Source organism: Sphingobacterium alimentarium (genome assembly GCF_004342685.1).
Lineage (GTDB): Bacteria > Bacteroidota > Bacteroidia > Sphingobacteriales > Sphingobacteriaceae > Sphingobacterium > Sphingobacterium alimentarium.
On record NZ_SMBZ01000017.1, the window covers coordinates 30,355 to 54,120 of the forward strand.

At 39.8% G+C, this 23,766-nt stretch carries 16 protein-coding genes; 6 read left to right on the forward strand and 10 right to left on the reverse strand.

The window, feature by feature from the left end; genetic code table 11:
• Positions 1 to 8: 8 nt before the first annotated feature.
• From EDC17_RS07815 to EDC17_RS07830, 4 genes are all read right to left on the reverse strand, one after another.
• The gene (locus tag EDC17_RS07815; protein WP_132777532.1) at positions 9 to 3,464 is read right to left on the reverse strand and encodes a SusC/RagA family TonB-linked outer membrane protein; all 3,456 of its coding nucleotides are present in this window, start codon (positions 3,462 to 3,464) and stop codon (positions 9 to 11) included.
• Between the two features lie 93 nt (positions 3,465 to 3,557).
• The gene (locus tag EDC17_RS07820) at positions 3,558 to 4,745 is read right to left on the reverse strand and encodes an exo-beta-N-acetylmuramidase NamZ family protein (RefSeq protein WP_132777533.1); all 1,188 of its coding nucleotides are present in this window, start codon (positions 4,743 to 4,745) and stop codon (positions 3,558 to 3,560) included.
• 504 nt (positions 4,746 to 5,249) lie between these two features.
• Entirely contained in the window at positions 5,250 to 7,043 is a 1,794-nt protein-coding gene (locus EDC17_RS07825; RefSeq protein WP_132777534.1) for a SusD/RagB family nutrient-binding outer membrane lipoprotein, read from the reverse strand.
• An 11-nt stretch (positions 7,044 to 7,054) separates the two neighbouring features.
• Positions 7,055 to 10,210 carry a SusC/RagA family TonB-linked outer membrane protein gene (locus EDC17_RS07830; protein WP_132777535.1) on the reverse strand — a complete coding sequence of 1,052 codons (3,156 nt, stop codon included), beginning with the start codon at positions 10,208 to 10,210 and terminating at the stop codon, positions 7,055 to 7,057.
• A 362-nt stretch (positions 10,211 to 10,572) separates the two neighbouring features.
• Between EDC17_RS07830 and EDC17_RS07835 the strand changes: the two genes are divergently transcribed.
• Positions 10,573 to 10,992: a 6-pyruvoyl trahydropterin synthase family protein gene (locus EDC17_RS07835; RefSeq protein ID WP_132777536.1), complete on the forward strand. Its 420-nt coding sequence runs from the start codon at positions 10,573 to 10,575 to the stop codon at positions 10,990 to 10,992.
• A gap of 72 nt (positions 10,993 to 11,064) precedes the next feature.
• Here the strand turns inward: EDC17_RS07835 and EDC17_RS07840 are convergent, their stop codons facing one another.
• The 5 genes from EDC17_RS07840 to EDC17_RS07860 all read right to left on the reverse strand — a co-directional run bounded on the left by EDC17_RS07840 (position 11,065) and on the right by EDC17_RS07860 (position 15,075).
• Positions 11,065 to 11,829 carry an exodeoxyribonuclease III gene (locus EDC17_RS07840; protein WP_132777537.1) on the reverse strand — a complete coding sequence of 255 codons (765 nt, stop codon included), beginning with the start codon at positions 11,827 to 11,829 and terminating at the stop codon, positions 11,065 to 11,067.
• A 3-nt stretch (positions 11,830 to 11,832) separates the two neighbouring features.
• Positions 11,833 to 12,597, reverse strand: coding sequence for a peptidylprolyl isomerase (locus EDC17_RS07845; RefSeq protein WP_132777538.1), 765 nt, complete (start codon positions 12,595 to 12,597; stop codon positions 11,833 to 11,835).
• A 2-nt stretch (positions 12,598 to 12,599) separates the two neighbouring features.
• Positions 12,600 to 12,947 carry a hypothetical protein gene (locus tag EDC17_RS07850; RefSeq protein WP_132777539.1) on the reverse strand — a complete coding sequence of 116 codons (348 nt, stop codon included), beginning with the start codon at positions 12,945 to 12,947 and terminating at the stop codon, positions 12,600 to 12,602.
• 66 nt (positions 12,948 to 13,013) lie between these two features.
• On the reverse strand, positions 13,014 to 13,451 hold the full coding sequence (locus tag EDC17_RS07855) for a low molecular weight protein-tyrosine-phosphatase (RefSeq protein WP_132777540.1): 438 nt from the start codon (positions 13,449 to 13,451) through the stop codon (positions 13,014 to 13,016).
• Between the two features lie 79 nt (positions 13,452 to 13,530).
• Entirely contained in the window at positions 13,531 to 15,075 is a 1,545-nt protein-coding gene (locus EDC17_RS07860; RefSeq protein WP_132777541.1) for a Do family serine endopeptidase, read from the reverse strand.
• A 219-nt stretch (positions 15,076 to 15,294) separates the two neighbouring features.
• Here EDC17_RS07860 and dapF point away from each other — a divergent pair, with 219 nt between their 5' ends.
• Together dapF and EDC17_RS07870 are read left to right on the forward strand one after the other, a co-directional pair.
• Complete coding sequence (gene dapF, locus EDC17_RS07865; RefSeq protein WP_132777542.1) at positions 15,295 to 16,080, forward strand: diaminopimelate epimerase; 786 nt, start codon at positions 15,295 to 15,297, stop codon at positions 16,078 to 16,080.
• 75 nt (positions 16,081 to 16,155) lie between these two features.
• Complete coding sequence (locus tag EDC17_RS07870; protein WP_132777543.1) at positions 16,156 to 19,038, forward strand: DEAD/DEAH box helicase; 2,883 nt, start codon at positions 16,156 to 16,158, stop codon at positions 19,036 to 19,038.
• A gap of 45 nt (positions 19,039 to 19,083) precedes the next feature.
• Here EDC17_RS07870 and EDC17_RS07875 read toward each other — a convergent pair whose 3' ends face one another.
• Positions 19,084 to 20,073, reverse strand: a complete 990-nt coding sequence (locus tag EDC17_RS07875; RefSeq protein ID WP_132777544.1) for an aspartate-semialdehyde dehydrogenase — start codon at positions 20,071 to 20,073, stop codon at positions 19,084 to 19,086.
• A gap of 267 nt (positions 20,074 to 20,340) precedes the next feature.
• Between EDC17_RS07875 and EDC17_RS07880 the strand changes: the two genes are divergently transcribed.
• From EDC17_RS07880 to EDC17_RS07890, 3 genes are read left to right on the forward strand one after another with little or no spacing between them, the layout of a single operon-like run.
• A complete protein-coding gene (locus EDC17_RS07880) occupies positions 20,341 to 21,999 on the forward strand; it encodes a lamin tail domain-containing protein (RefSeq protein ID WP_132777545.1) in 1,659 nt (552 codons plus the stop codon).
• A gap of 25 nt (positions 22,000 to 22,024) precedes the next feature.
• Positions 22,025 to 23,053 carry an NAD-dependent epimerase/dehydratase family protein gene (locus EDC17_RS07885; protein ID WP_207895723.1) on the forward strand — a complete coding sequence of 343 codons (1,029 nt, stop codon included), beginning with the start codon at positions 22,025 to 22,027 and terminating at the stop codon, positions 23,051 to 23,053.
• Complete coding sequence (locus EDC17_RS07890) at positions 22,975 to 23,700, forward strand: YebC/PmpR family DNA-binding transcriptional regulator (protein ID WP_132777547.1); 726 nt, start codon at positions 22,975 to 22,977, stop codon at positions 23,698 to 23,700. The genes EDC17_RS07885 and EDC17_RS07890 overlap by 79 nt, the downstream gene beginning before the upstream one ends.
• Positions 23,701 to 23,766 lie beyond the last annotated feature (66 nt).

Genomic DNA, 23,766 nt, shown 5'->3' on the forward strand with positions numbered 1-23,766 from the left:
ACTTTAAATTATAACCCAATTTGAATACCTAAGGAAGCAGATTTGAATGATGGGTTACCTGTACCCGTTCTGCCCAAGTTGTAATTTCCACTTGTTAAGTTACCACCATTACCAGAAATCGTTTCTGGATCGATTGGTAAACCTCTCAAATTATCAAACAAGAAGAAGTTCTCTAATGACACATAGATACGTGCATTTTTCAAATTCATACGGCTCAATACATTTGGCTGTAAAGCGTATCCAAAAGTGATATTTTTGATTTTGAAATAAGACATGTCTAACAAATAACGTGTCTGAGGAACCATAGTTTGGCCCGTAGCTTCACCATTTAAGTTCCAAGCACGTGGGTAGAATGCATCCGTACGGTCTTTTTTCCAGAAATCACCTGCGATAGCCTGAGGCATAGCACCGTCTTTCACGTGGAAACCAGGAATTGCTAACTGACCAGCACCCCAAATTTCACGTTTACCAACACCTTGCATGAAAACAGACATATCAAAACCTTTGTAATCAGCTCCTAAACGGAAGCCATACTCGTAGCGTGGTGTAGTGTTACCAATTACCACTCTATCACCTGGATCGCCATTTGTGTTACGGCCATTCGTGATGTATCCGTCACCATTTACATCCACAAACTTCACATCACCTGGAGAGATATATCCCCATGCAACTGTTCCTGTTTGGAACTGTGTTTGATATACTGGATTATCACCAGCAAGCATATTTGTCTGTCTAGCATTTCCTTCATGAATGATAGTAGTTACTTTATGGTTACCATTATCATCGTATACGAAATCATCGGCTTGATATAAACGATCTGTTACATAACCATAGATATCGCCATAACGACGTCCTGTAGAATACGCGTTGCTTAATAAACGATCATCCCAACGTGTATTCCAATCTGCACCTTTAGTAATTACAGAGATAGCATCCGCCAAGTTGGCATTCGCTGTCAGACGCAAACCATTGCCAAAACGGTGAGAGTAATCCAAGTTAACTTCCCAACCTCTTGTACGCAAAGCACCAAAGTTTCCTTGTGGAGCTGAAGTTCCAAATGTTGCTGGCAAGGATTCTCCTGGGATAATCATACTATTGGTTTTGCGTTGGAAGTATTCAAATACAACGCCCAATTTATTGAAGAATCGTAAGTCAGCACCTACATTCGTGTGCTCAATCTCTTGCCATGAAATTGCTGTAGATACAGCACCCGGCGTACCTAATTGGAAGAATTGCTGACCAGAACCATTTAACCAGTTATTTTTAGTGATACCCATAGTAGGCACATAAAGTGCATTACCTACAGACTGGTCACCAATATTACCCCATGAACCACGGATTTTGGCAAAGCTCAATACATCCGTAATTCCTTCCATGAAGTTCTCACTTGTCATTACCCATCCCGCAGATACCGAAGGATACCATCTCCACTTCAAGTGTGAAGGGAATTTGGAAGTACCATCGTATCTCAAGTTACCTTCTACTAAGTATTTACCTTTGTAAGCGTAGTTAGCACGACCAAAGAAACCTACTTGCGAATCCCAGTTTGCATCTGCACCGTTAGTCTCAAGACCTGTAGCGAAGTTGAACTGTGGATTTTCCTCATTAATCAAGTTGGTACGTCTTGCCCAGTGGCTGTTCCAATCATATGCCACTAAGTTTGTACCCACCATCAACTTCATCTCATGATCATTATTGAATGTTCTGTTGAAAGTTGAGAAAGCATTGAAAGTATGTCTTTTTGATAACAACGACTGCTTATAGATATTAGATTGCTCTTTTGTAATATACGTCTCAACAGGAAAACGGTAAGCAGGAATACCACCATTGTCTGTTGGAACACCATTTTCATCTACATATACTTGGCTACCATTTTCGTTCCATGCAACAGGTGCATACCAGTGCCATGCACCTCTAAACGAGGGCATAGAAGTATTGTTTGAATTGTTTTGTGTACTAAATGCATAGTCAGCATTCAAATCCCAACCATCTAGGATATTAATCGTAGTACCCAAGTTTAAGTTAGTATATCTATCGATTTTGCGTGCTGTATGCGCATTTTTTGTATCAAAATAAGGATCTCTGACATCTGTACCATGCTCCTGCGCGCCTATAGGGAATATTCTTGACCAACGGTAAAGGTATAACCATGGATCTGAAGTGAATCCTGTAGCCGAGTTAGGGTAACGTTTTGTACCATTGCTATACATCGCACCACCACGGATTGTTATAGCATCATTAACTTTGGTTGATAAATTCAACGTACCATTATAACGCGTGAAATCATCATGTTGCGCAGGCTTCATCATACCTTGCTGACCTAAGAAACCAGCGCTTAGATTGTAAGTTGTATTACCTGATTTACCATTTAAACCTAAGTTGTGTAAATGAGAGAACGCATTGTCTTTGATCATTACCGAAGCTGGATCATAAATTCTTAATCCAAACTTATCAGTACCGTCAAAATACCAGTCACGTCCATAAACTACTGGATCGTGATCGCCAATGACACCACCGTATTTTTGTTGCCATTCGCGTATACGCTCTAAACTCTCACGATTCACACGCCAAAACCCCCCCGCTGGACCAGCTTGTTGCTGATTTTCATGCGCTTCAAGTGTATATTCTAGACCATCAATACCTGCAATTTCAATAGGTTTAAATGGCGACTGCAACGATAAGTTGTTCGAGTATGTCACATTATGAGAATCTGTTTTAGATCCTTTTTTAGTTGTGATTAAGATTACACCAAATGCTGCTTTAGAACCATAGATCGAAGATGATGCCGCATCCTTCAATACCGAAATGTTTTCGATATCATTAGGATTTACCATATTGATACTTGGCACTTCCACGTTATCCACCAAGATCAAAGGATTACTTGAACCTTGAATAGATGCAATTTGACCACGTATTTTCATTACAGGATCTGACCCAACCTCTCCACTAGGGATCACAATAGATAGACCTGGTATTGTACCTTGCATACCACGACCAGCATCTGGGATAGGCCTACTGCCCATCACTTCCTGAACATTGATTGATGATACTGCACCTGTTAAGTGCTCTTTCTTTTGCGTTCCATAACCTACCACAACGACTTCTTCCAAAGAGTTGTCTTCTTCTTCAAGAGTTACGTTAATGGTATTTGATGTCACTTTCACTTCTTTTGCAGCATATCCGATGCTAGAAAAACGTAAAGTAGCGCCAAGGGGTGCATTGATTCTAAACTTACCACCCGCATCTGTGATTGTAGACCCTGGTACACCTACCACTGATACAGTCACTCCTCCTATCGGACCACTAGAGTCCGACACTGTACCTTGTACAGTATTTTGCATCAACCTACTGTTAGAATAGGCTGTGGCAGCGTGTAGATTTGAAGCGTTCGCAACTTTAGCTGTTGAAGCCTCCGCCGACACAGCTAAACCCAACGCAATAGAGAATAGTAATGTGTTTCTCATGTATAGCTAATTAAATAAATCGATTATCATAATTTAGAGGCCTATCTCGTCTCCAGGATAGACCTCTACAGTTTTAGTTCTTATTAATGCGGATTACTCAAAATCCTTGTACAACAAATATTTCTTACGCATAATCTTGTAATCGGACAATTCTTTCTCCCAAGATTTACGAATTTCAGACTCTGACTTACCCGCAAGAATTTGTTTGCGTAACTCATCTGTACCAGCCAACTTATCAAAGAATTCAGCACGTGTGAAAAATTTGCTTTTATCTGGCATTTTATTGTACATGTCAAGGACATATTTCAAGGTGAATTTCTCTTTATTTGCATCCAACCCTCTTAAATCAAGACCATACATTGTTTGCCCTTTTCCTTCAACATGCTTTGCCATGCCTTCTTTTTCCCCTGGATTGAAAGTAAAATCACCGTACACCGGATTGTCATATCCTACTATTTGGAATGGCCAATCTGTACCTCTACCTACCGAAATTTCGGTTCCTTCGAAAAGACATAAAGAAGCATAAAGTCGTACCGACAAATGATTAGGTAAACTTGGGGATGGAATCACAGGCAATTCGTACATCGTTGCATGATCCCAATTTTGGACTGGAATAACCGTTAGCTTGCATTGACGGCCATTTTCAAGCCATTTCTCACCATTGATCATGTGTGCCAACTCACCCACAGTAAGGCCGTGCACCATCGCGATCTTGTGGAAAGAAACATTCGATTTGAATTTGTCATCTTTACGAACCGGACCATCCACTTGGTCGCCACATGGATTAGGGCGATCCAATACGATTAGCTCTTTATTGTGTTTTGCACACAATTCCATTACGCGATGTAGAGAGGTGATATAAGTGTAAAAACGAGCCCCAACATCTTGTAAATCGAAAATCATCACATCAACCGATTGCACGATTGAATCCTGCTTTTCATTACCGCCATATAGCGTATAAAGAGGTAAACCTGTTTTTTGGTCCTTATCATTATCGACCTTCTCTCCGCGTTCAATTGTGCCTCGGAAACCATGTTCTGGAGCAAAACCAAAACGCAAATCCACGCCTTCAGCTAATAACACATCCACTAAATGTGTTTTGTCTGCGCCAACTATAGTCGTTTGGTTACCCATTAGACCAACCTTTTTGCCCTTTAATAAAGGAAGGTAGTTGGACAATTGATCAGCACCGGTCAAAATTCTTTCAGTAGCGGAACTGGCAACAGCGGTATCTTGCGTGTTTTTGTTTGAAGACTTGCAAAGCCCGCATGAAATCAGCATGAAAGACAAAAAGATTGATAAAATAAGAAAGGAAGTTCTAATCATTATAGTTGTAGCTCTTCTAGTTAATTAATTTAGTTATTCAAATTTGACATTATATGGGATAAAATTACAATAAAAAACGCATAAAAAAAGCAACAAACCGCGACTTTATGCTGTTGTTTACAATATAATCATTTAAAAAACGCAACAAAACGATACTTGCAAAAACAACTAATATTGCTTTACACAAGCTTTTATCGAATAATTTAAGGCTTAAGGATTATTTTAGGAATAAAAAAGGGGCGAAACTTAGTGTAAAATCGACACCTTAAGGTAATTTTCGTGTTACATTTCAATATTTCGAACGAAAAACCCTGCACAATGACGCAGGTTTGATCCTCACTATCAATAGGTAGGCTTTATTTACCCCCAAAGATTGTACTCGGACCAATCACCTATCCTTAGGGGTATATAAAAAAGCCCCTTATAAAATATAAGAGGCATTTATTAGTTGAAAGAAAATTATTCTTCAATGTCCCACCACACTGGTTGTGACCATACATCATCACTTAATGCGTGAGGATGAGAAGCTTTTACATTTTCAGCATTATAATTGAATTCATGATTAACCTGCATTACGCGTCTGAAGAATTGCCCTTGAGGTATTTTATTCTGTGCAGATGCTGTTACAGTATACTCATAAGGAACTTTCCAACCCGCATATATTGTTGAATCATAGTTATATCTTCTCATATCATTCCAATTTTGGTGAGAATAAGACATGGCGATATACTTTTGAGTCATAATTTTACTTAATGTCAAATTGCCTGCCGTTCCGATACCATTATTTAAAAAGTTCGCGATATCTTCCGCCCGCATTGGTGATTTGCTAGGATTAACAGATCCATACTGTGCTAGTTTAGCATTCATCATATCAATATGAGCTTTGATACCCGCTTTATAGGCTTCAAAAGCAAGGTTCGTATTACCTTTTTTGAAATAGATTTCTGCTTTTATAAAAGACATTTCTGCAAAAGTCATGACAAATGTAGGCGCATCAGGTCTAGCATTGAATATACTCGTACCTGCTGAACTACCGTCTGCCCAAACATATTGATCATTTGCCGCTTTATTATATCCGATAGAATTACTTTTTGTGGATACATATAATGTATCCCCATATCGCGCGCTGTTTGTTCCTGCAATATAATTCGAATACGGCAATATTTTACGCTCCGAAGCAGTACCAGCATTCAAAGTCAATATAGAAGAGCTATTATTAAATGATGGAGTAATAGGACCTGCGTTCATACGTATTGAAGAAGACATATCCACACCTTTGGAGCGCTTAAACACCTTATTCTGCAAACTGCCACTGCCAAATTGTGCCCATGGAATCATTTTATCCGCTCTTGGGTCAGCAATTGTAGGATCTGTAGTATTTGTTAATATATCCTCATACCATTTTGTAATTCTAAAATTGGTATTCATACCCATATTAGAAAACATTACTGAAGCTTTAAGTGGGTCACCAAACAAAACATCACCAACTGGCTCTACAACATCCACGTGATTAACAACGGTACTGGTCTCATTGCTAATAGGAGCTTTATCTAAAAGCGCTAAGATTTCATCTGGCTTGTAGATCGATTTTTTTGATAGATTATTCAACCATCTAGCTTTCAAACCGTACGCTAGACGCTTCCATTTCTCTACATTACCACCATTCCAACTATCACCTGCGCTCAAAGCTGGAGCTCCCGCGGTCTGAGTCATTTCAAAATAAGCAATAGCTTGATCGATATCAGCTATACATCCTTCGAAAATTGTTTTACCATCATCAAATTTAGGAGAGATGTTTTCGCCCAAAGCCTCTGTGTATGGAATCTCGCCCAACCAGTCCACCATGAGCATGAAGCCCATCGCTTTAATAACTTTTGCTGCACCTAGATAATGGAAAGCTCCTTGCTCTTCAGCCGCCTTCTCGAAGTCAGGCAAGTTTGCACCTACAGCAACAAAGAAAAATTGATATGGTGTGGTGGACATCCCTTGTATAGGATCCCAACCTGCAGACATACTTTGCTGCGATGTATTTTTGATAAAAGTTAGATTCTGCGTAATTAAAGCAGACCTTACGCCCGCTGCAGCATGTGCATACAGCAGGTGATGTTGCATCCAGGGCAATCTATTTTGCACAGGCGCTACGACATTGGTTGGGTTACTAGGATCAACATTCACATCCAACCAGCTCTCTTTACAGCTATTGAATAACAAAATAGCAGAGAGAAATAATATAATTGTGTTAAAACGTTTCATAATGCGAATTATTAGAATTTTAAGTTAACACCAAACATAAAGCCAGCGGTACTTGGTACACCATTGAAATCTATACCCACTGAGCTAGACCCAACTACGCCAGATCCTGCTGCCGAAGCTTCGGGATCCATACCTTTATAGTTTGTAAATAACAATAGGTTGGTACCTTGAGCAGTTGCTGTAAGTCCTTTTACTATTCTATTTAACGAAGCATTTTTAGCTACATATTTGGTAAAATCATAAGAAAGCGAAACTGTTCTTAATCTCAACCAATTTGTATTGGTTTGGAAATTAGCACTCTCTCTAACGTAAAAATCTGAATAATAATCTTGTATAATTTTACGGCCACTTGTATTTACATTTCTAATCATGTAAAATTGATCTGCTTCATAAGTAAAGCTACGGTCTTCATACGTAGCAACGCCGTCCACAGTACCTGTCTGCACCGCACCATCGATTGTTAAACTTTCTCTTTCCATAGTACGTTTACTCATACCATTGACAGTCATAAAGTAATCTGTACCATTGTACACATCTCCACCGATTCTGAAATCCCACAAGAATGAGAAATTCAAATCTTTGTACTGTAAGCTATTGTTAAAACCACCTGTTAATTTTGGCTCACGATTACCGATTTGATAAGTAGTTGAGTTATCACTTATTGGCATTCCTGTATTAGAGTCTAATACCACTTTGCCATCCGGAGTGCGCGTCCATCTTGAACCTGAAATAGCCATGAAGTCACCGCCATTGAAAGAAGCAGCTTTTGCATTACCAACCTGAACATCGGTAACATATAGAATTTCATTACCTTTTATCAGATTATCCAATGTTCCTCTATTTTTAGCCATGTTCAATGTTGCATCCCAAGTAAAATTAGAGGTTACTACAGGCTTACCTGTCAACGCGAGCTCCATACCTTTATTATAGATATCTCCTGCATTGACTGACACCAAAATATATCCAGTCGTCTGTCCCATACGTGGAGACACAATCTGATCGTATGAATTGTTTGTATAATAGGTATAATCTATTCCTAAGCGGTTATTTAAGAATCTCAATTCAGCACCTACTTCAAAGGAAGTTGTAGTTTCAGGTCTTAAACCTGGATTACCACGATTCCAGAAGTTACCCGTTCCCACCAATCCTCCTATAAATTCTCTTGATGGCCACAATGTTGTCGCAGTCAAATAAGGCGAAGCATCTTTACCTACTTTAGCCCAAGAAGCACGCAATTTACCATAGTTAAGCCATGTCACATCTTTCGTTAATTCTGAAAACACAAAACTACCACCTACTGATGGGTAGAAATAAGAACGATTAGCCACAGGCAATGTTGAAGTCCAATCGTTACGACCCGTCACATTCAAGAATAACATATTCTTGTAACCAGCTCTTAATTCACCATATAGACCGAATAAACGTCTTTTAGATTCTGTAGAATTAAACCTCTTATTAGCATCTACAATGTTTTCGAAACTATAAAAGTCATCAATTACGAAATCAAAACCTACTCGTCTTTCGTTGCTCACTTTTGTTTGCTCCGAGAAGAAACCCACTAATGCTCCTAAGTCAAAATCACCAACTGTTTTTTCAAAATTGGACATTAAGTTTGAAGACCAATAATTAAATCGGTAGTCACTAGCGGACATCATACCATTTTGCCATTGAACTCTCACGGCACCTTCAGGAGAGATCAACGTATTATTTCGTGTCAAATAACTGTCTGTTCCTACACGATATGACAAATTCCACCAATCAGCTAACTTCATGTTGGCATTTAGGTTAGCAGTGAAACGTTCTGTTTTATCGTCCAGCATGTTTTTGTTGATTGTCCAATATGGATTTTCAACATCATCCTCTAATCGCTGTCTGTCGCCAAACATTCTATACTTACTACCGTCTTCATTCAGATATTTGGTCATATCATCATTTCTCGACCAGCGGTACACAGAATTCATAGCACCCGTACCCCCAGAATTATATAGACCTGCAGAAGTTAACGTTTTATCTGTATTCGCTAATGAATATGCAACATTCGTCCCTAAAGTCAGACGACCATATTTTTGGTCTCCGTTAAATCTAAATGTAGTTTTATCGTAGCCTGTATTAGGCACAATACCCGTCTGATCAAAGCGTGATGCTGAAACATAAAATGTTGTATTTGCACTACCTCCTGCTAAGCTTACTGTATTGTCATATACAGTAGAGTTATTGAAAAAGTTTTTGATATTGTCATACATGACATCATTTGGACCGAAAGTTTCGCCCCAAGATTGTGTCGTGTAATCATCCAAAACGCCCGCAGCATTGTAATATCCTCGTTTATATTTGCTTTGTTGCTCAGGTAGGCGATTGACCCAATTGGTAGAAGCGCGAGAAGAAAATGCTACCTCAGCTCTACCTTCTTTACCTTTTTTAGTAGTAATAATAATCGCACCTGCCGCTGCTCTGGAACCATATAACGCTGCTGCTGCAGGTCCCTTTAAGATGGACATGTTTTCTACATCTTCTGGATTGACATCCATGATACGGTTACTATTGGTAGAAGAAACAGATTGTGCGCCATCAAAACCGCTATTTCCTCCTAATACAGTAGAGTTATCGTAGATTACACCATCTACTACAAACAAAGGTTGATTATCACGCTCTAATGAAGTTCCTCCACGCAAAATAATCTGCGCTCCGGCCCCTGCAGAGCCTGAGGTCTGCGTAACATTCACACCAGCTACTTTACCAGCCAATGAATTGACAATATTAGCTGTCTTATTCTTCATCAGCTCATCAGCCTTAAGGTCTTGAACAGAATAGCCTAACGCTTTCTTTTCTTTACGAATACCTAAAGCTGTCACCACCACTTCATCTAAGGATTCTTCTGAATCCATTAATGTGATGTTGTACACATTTCCAGTGCCGACCTCTTGGACAAGTTCATTACTCCCAATAGAGCGGAACAATAGTTTTTCTCCAGGTGATGCCTGAATAGTAAAGGACCCGTCAGGATTAGTTTTAACAGTACGATTTGTTCCCTGAACAATAACTGTAACGTTTCCCAAAGCCTCTCCTGTTGGAGCCACTACCCTACCAGTAATAGACTTTTGCTGGGCCATCAAACAGGATGCATACACTGCTACCCCGAAAAATGTGAGAAGAAATCTTCTTTTCATGTTTGATAGTTGATATTTTAACGATTATAAAAAAATGATGCTGAGCTCACGGTTTAAAACGAGTCATAATAATAGGTTTTCCGTGCAATTTGCCCTTTATGAACTCATTGCCAATGAAGTCCACAAGGCAATATTATGAAATAAAATAGTCTTTTGCATAGATTTTTTGCCCTTTTCTGAAATAAATTAGGAATAAGTTCATTAAACCCATTATAATCAGATTTTTATTTACAAAAATCTTTTGGTGTAAAGTTAATTACACAACTTTTGTGAAGATTCTTAACATTTTATCAGTTGTAGAGCCGAAATGCCTATAGGCTCAGCATATCTGCTGATTGATAAAATTACCTTATATTTGCAGTATGATTACAGCAGAAAGATATCACGATATTTCATGTGGACATAGAGTGGTAGGTCATGAAGGGAAATGCAGATTTCTTCATGGTCACAATTACAGAATACACTTCGAAGTAGCCGCCGAGGAATTGGACGAGATTGGTCGTGTATTGGATTTCTCTGTAATAAAAGAAAAGTTGTGTATGTGGTTAGAAGACCATTATGATCACAAATTTTTGATTTGGAGTAATGACCCGATGCTCGAAGAATTACAAAAGTTAACTGCTGAAAGCTTAGTAATAGTGCCTTTTAATCCTACGGCCGAAAATATTGCCAAGCATTTGGTAGAAGTGGTGGCCCCACAACAGCTGCAAGGCACTTCTTGTAGACTTATACGTTGCAAAGTCGAGGAGACTCAAAAATGTTCTGCTACCTACAAAAAGTAAATCAACATTCTCTTCTTATAAAACTCTTCTGATGGATGCTCTTATACCCATCAGAAGATCAACGATATAGAGCTACAGTAGTTCTAGCAAAACAGGACAGTGATCCGAGTGTACCGCCTCAGGTATTATTTTAGCTGCGACAATTCTATCTTTCAATGCTTGAGAAGCCATATTATAATCGATACGCCAGCCTAAGTTCTTTGCCCTAGACCCCGCTCTATAGCTCCACCAAGTATAGTGATGGGGATCAGGATTTAAAGACCTAAACGTATCAATAAATCCGGAATTGATAAAATTCTCCATCCATTCACGCTCCGCAGGTAAAAATCCAGATGTATTAGCATTTGATTTTGGGTTGTGGATATCAATAGCGCGGTGACAAATGTTATAATCTCCACTGATGACTAAACTAGGATGCTCTTCCAGCAGCTTGTGCGCATACTGATGAAAATCATCCAAAAATCTATATTTGAAATCTTGACGTATATCCCCTGTTGTCCCGGACGGAAAATATGTACTCATGACCGATACATCATCAAAATCAGCGCGGATAATACGGCCCTCAAAGTCATAATCTTCATGGCCGCAGCCATACTCCACATGCTTGGGTGTGATCTTGGTCAAAATAGCCGTGCCACTATATCCTTTTTTCTGAGCAGGATACCAATAGTGCTCATAGCCCATTTGTTCTAAAAATAAAATTTCGGGCACCTGATCAGGAGTAGCTTTGATCTCTTGCAAGCATACCACGTCTGGATTTACCGACTCCAACCAGCCCAACCAATCTTTTTTCAAGGCAGCTCTAAGGCCATTTACATTATAAGTGACGATTTTCATGAGTTAGAGCTTATAATTTTTAGACTTGAAAGAATCAAACAAGCGTGTAAAAAAACCAGTTTTCGGTTCTAATCCACTGCGTACTCTCTCCAGATTGATTGCCTCACGACGAGTCAACAAACGCATATACATGGGCTCATCGCTGATGGGTCTATCCACCTTATCCGTGGTTACGTCCGCAATTTGATCTACAGCCTCAATACCGGTTAGTACTTCTCCAAAAACCGTGTAATTGCCATCTAAATGAGGCGTGCCACCTACTGTTTTATACGCTTCGCGTTGTTGCGCGGAGAATTTTTTGCCTTGCATACGATTTACAACCAACGAATCTAAGCCTGCATCAGTAAATTTGCGACCTTGCACGATATAAAATTGTGAACCCGAAGATTCTTTCGCCGGATTATTATCTCTTGCAGCACCCAAAGCACCTTTTTTATGAAAAATGCCGGATTGAATTTCTGATTTTATACGATAGTCTGGGCCTCCATTTCCCAATACTGTCAAACTTGTCGTAGTTGGCAATTTGGAATTGGGATCACCTCCTTGAATCATAAAATTCTTAATCACACGGTGAAAAAGTATACCATCGTAATACCCTTCGCTCACAAGCTTCTTAAAATTATCACGATGCTTTGGTGTCTCATTGTACAATTGCGCAGTGATTACCCCTTTATTTGTTTTTATCTCTACGTAGTAATGCTGAGGTTTTTGAGCAAAAATCTGTAAAGTGAATAGTGTCAGTATTAGACTAAAAAATATTCTTTTCATTCTTATATAAAATCTAAATCTTGAAAGTAATCTACGATAAGGGATTTAATAATCAACTCTTGCTCCATCAATGTATAATTGGGCACCGGTTTAATTAATTTCCAATGTGGCCAGCCTTCTTCATCCAATCCTACCAACTCATAAAAACCCATAGACGAAAATAGTCGGCATGTAGCAATATGCATCAACTCTTCTTTCTCCCGTTTTGAGAATTGCTTGGGTCCTTTGCCCAATTCTTGTACTCCTATCAAAAATAGCATGACTTTTAAATCAGGTAATTCCATGTCAAAACGCTGAGCAATGGCTTCCCGTAGTACGTTCCATTTTTGATTTACTTCTGTTGCTTTCATATTATAGCTATTGTGCCAAAATAATCATTATAATTCGGATTAGCACAACCTTGTGTTTTCGTTACGTTATTTGGACAATTGTAAAATTAATTCTTGGCATCTTTCTTCCACCATCGCATATACAGGCTCAAACATCGCATCATCATAGTATGGATCCGGCACGATATCATCATCCAAAAATGGAGAAACTTTGGCGCGTTGCTCTTCATTCTTTGCTAGTCGAATGACGTCTGCATAATTTTGTCTATCCATCACGAATATGCGGTCATACTTATCAAAAAGTGCTGCCGTAAAATGCTGCGCTCTTTGGTTTGCGATATCTACGCCATATTTCTTGGCTACCGCAATGCTTCTTCTGTCCGGACATTGACCGACGTGCCAATCGCCTGTGCCAGCGGAGTCAATTTCCCAACCCAAATTTTTCGTATCTGCTATATGCTGTAATATACCGTGCGCCAGCGGCGAGCGACATATATTTCCCAAACAAACCATTAAAATCTTCATGCAACAAAAATGTTGTTTTATTCTGTAAAACAAAAATGGCTTTCCGCAGAAAGCCATTTTATATTATTTACTGAGCCGATTAATACTCTATCGGAACATTTAATTCTACTGTGCTACCGCGCTGCGGTACACCTTTGATACGGACAATATTTCGTCGTGTACCAGTCAATGCAGATTCTACATCATCGACATTATTTACGGATTTACCATTTATTTCGGTAATCACTAATCCTTTTTCGACACCGAAGTATTCGAATACACCCCCTTTATGTACTTGAGTAACCACTACCCCTGAAGAAACACCAAGTTCTTTCTTACGTGCATCCGTAGCAGGGATAAAGCTAGCTCCAAGTTTATTGAAGATTTCTGTTGCGCTTGCATTACTTCCACCTTCTCCTTGTTTTGCTTTAGATTCTTCTTCCGCTTTTAAGGTTAGTGTTACATCTTTCTCTTTGCCATCACGTTTGTACGTAATTTTCACTTTGTCGCCAGGGCGCAATCTCGCAATACGCTCTTGCAAATCAGATGAAGAGTAAATAGGGCGTCCTTCGATTTTGGTAAGGATATCACCACCTTTGATACCAGCGCTTTCAGCAGCACCACCTTTTACTACATTCTGTACATACAATCCATTGATATCATCAATACCTTTTTCTGTACGCAATGCTTCATTGATTTCAGTAAATGTAACCCCGATGAAACCGCGTTTTACGCTACCAAATTCTTTGAAATCATCTAGAATTTTTTTCGCCAAATTGATTGGAATTGCAAATCCATAACCCGCATATACTCCAGTAGGAGAAGCAATCGCGGAATTGATACCGATCAATTCTCCTCTTGCATTCACCAATGCACCACCACTATTTCCTTTATTGATCACCGCATCGGTTTGAATAAAGGATTCAATAGCTGTATTTATGATTTGTTGGTCTTCATTTCCGTAGCCTCTAGGCATTTGTTGCGATTCACCTAAGATCCCAATTTGACGTCCTTTGGCGCTGACAATCCCTGCAGTCACAGTAGATTGCAAACTCAACGGATAACCAACAGCCAATACCCACTCACCAATCTGTACATTATCTGAATCACCCATTCTTACCATAGGTAAATTGGTAGCACTCACTTTAAGCAATGCCAAGTCTGTATTTGGGTCACGACCAATAACTTTAGCTTCAAAAGTACGTTTGTCGGTCAATTGCACTTCGATTTTATCTGCATTCTCAACAACATGATTGTTCGTTACGATATATCCATCAGGTGTCAAGATTACACCTGAACCTGAAGCCTGTGCTTGACGAGGTTGTGCTTGACGGCGTTGAGGCATTCCGAAAAACTCTTCAAACATATCAAAGGGCGAAGAACCACCACCGCGTTGCGAGCCACGAGCAGTCATCGTTACTTTGATATGAACCACACCCGGTGATACCGCAGCTGCCGCTTGCGTAAAATCCGGATTACCAGTTGATGACAGCATCTCCCCAGCAGGATTATTCGCATAATATACTTTTTGTTGTTCTTCTAAGGTCATCTGATTAAATTGCTTGTCTTCAAACAATTTATATCCGCCTACAGCCACCGCACCTCCTAAGACAGCTGTCAATAAACTTACTCCTATTTTTTTCATATTACTTATTGCTGTTTTAAAATTCAATTATTAATTATCTATTCTTACCTTGTACGAAGTATTCAAATGTAATACCACATTGGCAGATGACACAAGTTTTGTCAGTTAAATTTTGTTAACATATTGTATTATTATACGGTTTTTAACAAGTTTTAACAAATCGGCATGATTGTGTAACAAGAATATTAAATTCGATAGAAAATTTCAAATATTTTAAGGATGAAAATTCAATTTTCTAAATATCAAGGAGCAGGCAACGATTTTGTGTTAATTGACAATAGAAATGGGGCTTTTGATAAGCATAATAATGAATTAGTGCGGACATTATGCGACCGACGCTTTGGCATCGGAGGTGATGGCCTCATGCTGCTTCAATATAGAGAAAATTTTGATTTTGAAATGGTTTATTACAACGCAGACGGCGCTGAAGGCACGATGTGCGGCAATGGCGGACGCTGTATAGTCGCATTTGCGAGAGATCTCAATCTCATCAGCAGCCAAACTGACTTTTTGGCAGTGGACGGGCCGCATTCAGCGGAAATCGCAGGAGATCAAGTGAACTTGGGAATGATTGATGTTCACCAAGTTAACCGTGATGGGGAAGCTTATGTCCTGAATACCGGTTCGCCACATTATATTCTTAAAGTCGAAAATCTTGATAAACTGGATGTATATCGGGAAGGCTATGCAATTCGAAACAATGAAACCTATGGCGACGAAGGCATTAATGTTAATTTTATCGAGGCAGAAGGCGATGGCTATTTTGTACGCACATTTGAGCGTGGTGTAGAAGACGAAACCTTTGCGTGCGGAACCGGTGCTACCGCAGCAGCTATGGCCATGGCTATTGACAAGGACCTGAAAGGGCAGATTACTATTCCAATCCGCGTTTTGGGAGGCCAACTATACATTTCTTTCTTTCGGGAAGGCAACTCATTTACCAGCGTGTACCTGAAAGGTCCGGCGAATTTTGTTTTTAAAGGTGAAATTGAAATCACTAAATAATTGAATCTTTATTTTATCTTCATAGATATTCCGCTTATATTAGATGTCTTTTTTGGGAATACCTATTAAAAATTGATGCAACAAATAGATACCGCTCATCCGTACAAATTAATATATTCAATTGGTGAACATCCCTATCTAGGATATTTAATTGAGCCGCATATCGTGCAGCTGAATCCGAATGGAAGTCTTTCGCTTTCGTACAAACGTGTATTCTCAAATACGGTGGATGAGTTTGCTGATGCTCTGGATGAAACGGACTACAAAATTATCAAGCTACTGGATGAGGTAGAACAGAGTAACGTTATCAAGAAGTATCACAAAAAGCCTGTTCGTCCTGCAGATTATTTTTCCAAAATATTCGACGACAAGGTTCGCAATTATATTCGACCAAGGCTGGAGAAGAAGCTGCTCAAAGTCCTGGAATACATCGGCGCCAAATCACTCTATCTAATGAGCAGAAAGGATGGCTATCCCGCAGAACAGCAACTCCAGATCGCGGACCAAACTACTTCCATCCTATTTCATTTTCGGCGTAACGAATCCGAAACACGGTATTTTCCGACGCTCAAATACGATGGACACCGCATGGAATTCATGTTTAAAAATGCGGAAGTCATCATCAATTCACAAGCCTGGCTTCTGCTGGATAATGTACTGTATCATTTTGACCAACCCTTAGAAGGAAAGAAGTTAGCGCCTTTTTTAAATAAACGATACATCTCTGTTCCTCGCTCGACGGAACGTAAATATTATGAAACCTTCGTCACGCCGCTGATCGAAAAATATGCGGTATATGCTGAAGGATTTGACATTAAGACATTGAAAGAAGACACTATTCCCATCTTGACACTCAATTATGTACAAAATGGGGATTCTCATCTTCAACTAAGTTTTCAATATGCTGATTTTTTGTTCTCCCCAGCGGCAGAGCAAAAAATTTCAGTCAAGATGACTTACGATCCGGACAAAGATTTATACACCTTCACCCGTGTCAAACGTTCGACAATTTGGGAAGACAATCTGCATACTTACCTGACAGAATTAGGGCTGCAAAAACAAGACACACTTTTCGGCAGATATATTACCAATGGCCAAGCATTCTCCAATGTATTTGAATGGCTCAGTGACAAACATGAGCAGTTGCTTCAAAAAGGTTTCGTTATAAAGCAAGAGACAGGAGATAAGCATTTCTTTATCGGCAAAACGACCCTTGACATCGAAGTGGTCGAAGACAATGACTGGTTTGATGTGCGCGCGTTTGCCAACTTTGGACCTTACAAGATTCCATTTGTACAGTTGCGTGATCATATCTTGAACCGAATACAAGAATTTGCGTTGCCCAACGGAGAGATTGCCATTATTCCAGAGGAATGGTTTGCTCAGTACGAGCATTTGTTTCAGTTTGCAATTAAGAAATCGGGATTACAACTCAATAAAGCGCACATTGGTATATTGCATGAAATATCTGAGCATACCGCACTCACCATGAGCCGCAAACTTCAAAACTTAACAAATTTCGAAGAAATTGCCGCAGTAAGTCCACCGCAGGATTTCAATGGTAGCCTTCGACCTTACCAAGAAGCGGGTTACAATTGGTTTCATTTTCTTCAAGAGTTTAAGTTTGGTGGGGTGCTAGCAGACGATATGGGCTTGGGTAAAACGGTACAGACATTAGCGCTGTTGCAAAAGCAAAAAGAGGAGTTGAAAAACACGGATTATGCAAAGACCTCTTTATTGGTACTGCCTACTTCCTTGGTTTACAATTGGCAACGAGAGGCCAATAGGTTTGCCCCTCACTTGCGGATCCTCACGCATATCGGGTCCAACCGCTATAAAGACCCTTATGCTTTCACTCATTTCGATCTCATCATCACCACATATGGCATTATTCGTAGTGATGAAGATTTGTTTAGCAAATTCTTTTTTAATTATATCATATTAGACGAGAGTCAAAATATTAAGAATCCTACATCCAAATCTTTTAAATCTATCAAATCCCTAAAAAGCAGGTATAAGCTGGCACTAAGCGGGACGCCAATCGAGAACTCTGTTTCGGATATTTGGTCTCAGATGCACTTTACCAACCCGGGATTGTTGGGAAGTTATTCTTTCTTTCAGAAAGAATTTGTAACTGCCATCGAGAAGAAAAAGGATGAGCATACAGCGAAGCGTTTGCAGGCGATAATAAAGCCATTTGTATTGCGCCGCACCAAAAATCAGGTGGCCACGGAGCTACCGCCTAAGACGGAGCAAATCATTTATTGCGAAATGGACGAGGCGCAGGCCGAAATTTACGAATCCACAAAATCGGAATATCGCAATGCGCTATTGGAAGGCGTTGTCAATAATAGTGCGAAAGGCACACAGATAGCATTGTTGCAAGGGCTTACCAAGTTGCGGCAGCTGGCGAACCACCCCAAGATGGTGGACACAAAATACAGTAAAGATTCGGGTAAATTTAAGGCGGTCATAGAGATGCTGCAGTCAATTTCTTCCGAAGGCAACAAAGTGTTGATCTTTTCCCAATTCGTCAAGCATTTGGATTTGTTCAAAGAGTATTTTGACAAAAAAGACATTCCATACGCTTACTTGGATGGCGCAACGAAAGATCGCGCGAGGGCCGTGCAGGAGTTCAAAGAAAAGGAAGAAGTTAGAATATTTTTGATTTCTATCAAGGCTGGTGGTGTGGGGCTCAACCTGACAGAGGCAGATTATGTATTTATCCTCGACCCTTGGTGGAATCCGGCTGTGGAGCAACAAGCGATTGATAGATCGCATCGTATCGGCCAAAAACGCAATGTCTTTATCTACAAATTCATCAGCAAGGACACCGTGGAGGAAAAGATTGTGGCGCTTCAAAATCGAAAGTTGTCGATTGCTACAACCTTAATCACGACAGAAGAAACTTTTGTAAAATCCTTGACTCAAGACGATTTAAGAGAGTTACTACGGTAAGAAACAAAAAAAGCTGTAAGTTTTCTTACAGCTTTAAGTGAAAAATTAAATTAGTCCCTTCTTAGACAACAATTCCGCGACTTGAACGGCATTTGTGGCAGCACCTTTACGCAGATTGTCTGCTACAATCCAAAGGTTCACAGTCTTGTCTTGTGATTCATCACGACGTATACGTCCTACGAATACCTCATCTTTACCGTGTGCATCTTTTGGCATTGGGTATTCCAAATTAGCCGGATTATCAACGACAATCACACCTTCTTGAGCACGCAAGGCTTCTCTCAGTTCATTCAAATCAAAATCATTCTCAAACTCAATGTTCACAGACTCTGAGTGACCACCCATTACTGGAATACGAACTGTAGTCGCTGTCACACGAATAGAATCATCTTGCATAATTTTGTTCGTTTCCAATATCATCTTCATCTCCTCTTTGGTATATCCATTATCCTGGAATACATCAATCTGAGGAATCACGTTTAAGTCGATTTGGTAAGGGTATGCTTTCTCGCCCTCTACGCCTGTACGCTCATCATGTAGCTGCTGAACAGCTTTCACACCGGTACCTGTCACCGACTGGTAAGTGGATACTACGACGCGCTTGATTTTATATTTTTCATGTAATGGTTTTAATACCACTACCATTTGAATTGTCGAACAATTTGGGTTGGCAATGATTTTATCTTCAGCCGTCAATACATCACCATTCACTTCGGGCACTACTAATTTTTTAGTAGGGTCCATACGCCATGCTGATGAATTATCAATCACAGTAATACCTGCTTCTGCAAATAGAGGTGCATACTCTGTCGATGTGCCACCGCCCGCAGAGAATAAAGCTACATCTGGTTTGAGTGCAATAGCTTCTGATGGAGTGACTACCTTGTATTGCTTACCCTTGAATTCAATTTCCTTGCCCTTACTTCTTTCTGATGCTACTGGAATTAATTCGGTTAGGGGAAAGTTTCTCTCCGCCAATACTTTTAACATTTCGGACCCAACTAAACCCGTTGCGCCAACTACTGCTACTTTCATTTCTTTACAATTGTTGCTTTATACTTATTAATTAATGGATTCAAACATAACAAATTAAAATTAGGAAAACCATACAATTTTAAATTTTTCGCATTCAAATTACTTCAAAATTCAAATATACCTTCAAAAAACAGCCGATTGATTATCATTTTATTAATATTTCAAGCCAATACACGGAACAAACACAATGTATAAATATTTTCTAGAGAAAATTATTCTGTAAATTGCCCCTCTCAACAAAACATACGCACAAAGAATAAAAAAAGCATGAGATCAATATTAAAATTGTTTTTATTCTGGCTTATTCTGCTATTCACTCCTCTTCTCAAAGGATGGTCTCAACCTGTTGACCGCTTGGTCATCAACGAACTCATGATCAATCCAAACAATGTCGCATCACTCCCACCATTTGAGTACATCGAATTATACAACAACGGGTCAACAGCTATTGATCTTGGTAATATCACGCTCCATATTAATACCAACCAAATCTCACTGCCCACCCATCATTTAGCACCTCGGCAATACGTCATTTTGTGTAGTCCCGAATCCGTAAATGAATTTGCCCGATTTGGAAATGCAATTGGTCTTTCGCGCTGGTATGCATTGAGTAATACAGGAGCCACAGTCAAGTTAACGGCGAACGATGAGATCTTAGATGAAGTGTCATACCGCGATAGCTGGTACAACAGCAGCAGCAAAAGGAATGGCGGTTGGAGTTTGGAGCGCATCAGTCCAGAATGGAAATGCAATATCAATCTCAATTGGTCTGCCACTCTTTCCTTATCGGGTGGAACGCCTGGACAGTCTAATACTGTATGGAATAAAGATTTTGCTCCGACTCTACAAATTCAGCATTATCATATCCAACAAAATAAAGTAGAGATTCGCTTTCAGATTGACGCAGCCTTCATAGATATCACTAGTCCCAATTCATTCAGTCTTGACGAAGGCATTGATAACGCCATAGATGTCCATGTAAGCAACGGCTCGATTATCCTTACCTTCTCTAAGGTGGTGGATCCCCAAAAACTATACACACTCCAATTCAACGGATTAAAACTTTGCAACTTGGCTATTGCATCGTTTGAGAGTAAATTATTTGACCAAAAAGAGATACAAAGAGGCGATATTGTAATTAACGAGATTCTGTTTAATCCGCGCGAAGGTGGTGTGGATTTCGTAGAGATATATAATAATACAGACTACAGCATTAACCTTCAAAACTTCAAGTTGGGGAATAGAACCATTACTTCGGATTTTTATCTTTTAGAAAGCCACCAACATCTAGCGATAACGACCCATCCAGATGTCCTTGTTCAGCATTACCCTCAAAGCCATAGACAAAATATACTGCAGACGGCTGCACTGCCGCCCTATGCCAATCAACAAGGCATAGTTACCTTATATTCGGACCGAGATATCCTTATCGACTCTGTATATTACAATAGTAATATGCACTCCGGGCATCTTGTACAGCCAAAAGGCGTATCCTTAGAACGATTAACCCCACAAAAGCCGCTCTTTCATTCAGCGTCCACGCTGGTAGGTGGGGTGACTCCGGGTTACCAAAATTCTACGGATGATCTTGGTCTCCAACAAAACAACATTCACTTGACCTCCAAAACCGTATCTCCTAATGGGGATGGCTATGAGGATGTGTTAGAGATAAACTATGAATTGATGCAACCTAATTACATCATTGCTGTCGAAATATACAACGAAAAAGGACAGTTGATGAGAAAATTGGCGCATCAAAATCTGGCCGGCACCCATGGCACACTGACCTGGGATGGCCGGAATGAAAATGGACAACCCTGTGTTAAAGGACATTACATCTGCTATACGAGAATTTTTAACCACAACGGTAAGACAGAACAATTTAAACAACCGTTTGTGTTAATCTACTCATTGACAAGACATTGAAAAACAAATAACTTTGCTGTATCATATGAAAGAAACAATAATCATCCTTGGTGCTAACGGTCAGATTGGGTCTGAATTAGCATTGGCACTACGCAATAAATTTGGTAAAGAAAACGTCATTACCTCCGATATTAGGCCTCCACAGCAGCTGGAAGAGGGCGATATATTCGAAACGGCAAATGTTCTAGACAAAAATCTATTAAAAGAATTATTCCTCAAGTATAAGCCTACGCAGATTTATTTGCTTGCTGCTATGCTATCCGCTACGGGTGAGCAGTATCCGCAAAAAGCGTGGGATCTAAACATGAATGGACTATTGAATGTCTTGGATCTGGCTGTAGAACTAGGCATCAAAAAAATATTTTGGCCAAGCTCTATCGCCGTATTTGGGCCTCATTCACCAAAAATTGATACTCCGCAGTACTGTGTAATGGATCCTAATAGTATTTATGGGATTAGTAAGCTTTCAGGAGAAAGATTGGTAGAATATTACCACGCGAAGTACGGATTAGATATCCGCAGTATCCGTTACCCAGGAATTATATCATGGAAAACTGCGCCAGGAGGCGGCACGACAGATTATGCTGTTCATATTTTCTTTGAGGCTTTGGCAAAAGGCGCCTACACCTCTTTCTTGTCCGAAAATACCGCTTTGCCTATGATGTATATGGATGATGCTGTACGCGCCACCATCGAACTTATGGATGCTCCGGCCGAAAACTTAACGATTCGCTCTAGCTATAATTTGGCAGGTATTTCCTTTACTCCTACAGAGATTGCTCAAGAAATTAAAAAAATTCTTCCTAATTTTGACATGTCTTATGCAGATGGGGACCCACGCCAAGCTATTGCTGATTCATGGCCGAAGAGTATAAACGACGAGTACGCTCAGAAGGACTGGAATTGGAAGCTTGAATACAACCTTGAAGATTTGACACGAGAAATGATCGAAAATCTTAAAACAAATAAACAACAATGGGTAGAGCTTTTGAATTTAGAAAGGAAAGAAAATTTAAGCGCTGGGCCAAAATGGCGGTCCAATTCACACGTTTAGGAAAAGAAATTGCTATCGCTGTAAAAGAAGGTGGCCCTCACCCGGAGAACAACTCACGTTTGCGTACGGCTATCCAAAATGCGAAAGCAGTGAATATGCCTAAAGATCGTGTGGAAGCAGCTATCAAAAGAGCTTCAGAAAAAGATTCAAAAGGCTACGAAGAATTTGTATACGAAGGCTATGGTCCACATGGTGTACCCGTGTTAATCGAAACAGCGACGGACAATACCAATCGTACAGTAGCAAATATCAGATCTTATTTCACAAAATCTGGCGGTTCATTAGGAAAAACGGGTTCTTTAGATTTTATTTTCAATCGCAAATCTATTTTTCGTTTTGCAGCTGCTGAAGATTTAGATGTGGAAGAATTGGAATTGGAATTGATCGATGGCGGTTTAGAAGAATTATACGTTGAGGCGGACGAAGAAGGAAACGACATCGTCGTGGTACAGACTTCTTTCGAAGATTTCGGAAATATGCAGCGCCTAATAGAAGAAAAAGGTATTGAGCTTAAATCTGCTAAACTAGAGCGTATTGCACTATCCCACACCTCATTGACGGAAGAACAAGCTGCGGATGTACTCAAACTTATCGACAAAATCGAAGAGGATGACGATGTACAGGCGGTATACCACAATATGGAATAATACAATATTCAATCTTATTATTATTTGGAAAGAGGGTATTACCCTCTTTTTTATTATCTGCACAAA